This is a genomic window from Zavarzinella formosa DSM 19928, assembly GCF_000255705.1.
GTDB classification, from domain to species: Bacteria; Planctomycetota; Planctomycetia; order Gemmatales; family Gemmataceae; genus Zavarzinella; species Zavarzinella formosa.
The window spans coordinates 107,207-107,492 of sequence record NZ_JH636452.1 but is presented as its reverse complement, the minus strand read 5'-3'; positions in this window follow the sequence as shown (position 1 = coordinate 107,492).

Below are 286 nucleotides of genomic sequence, written 5' to 3'. Positions count from 1 at the left end.
GCGAGAGTCTTTCGACTCTCATCCGGCGATCAGTGGTGTCAACATTCCTTAGAAAGGAGGTGATCCAACCGCAGGTTCCCCTACGGTTACCTTGTTACGACTTAGTCCCAATCAAGGGTTTTGCCTTCGGCGCTAGGCGACTTCGGGCACTCCCCTCTTTCGTGGCTTGACGGGCGGTGTGTACAAGGCTCAGGAACACATTCACCGCGGTGTTGCTGACCCGCGATTACTAGCGATTCCAACTTCACGAAGGCGAGTTGCAGCCTTCGATCTGAACTGGGGTGTG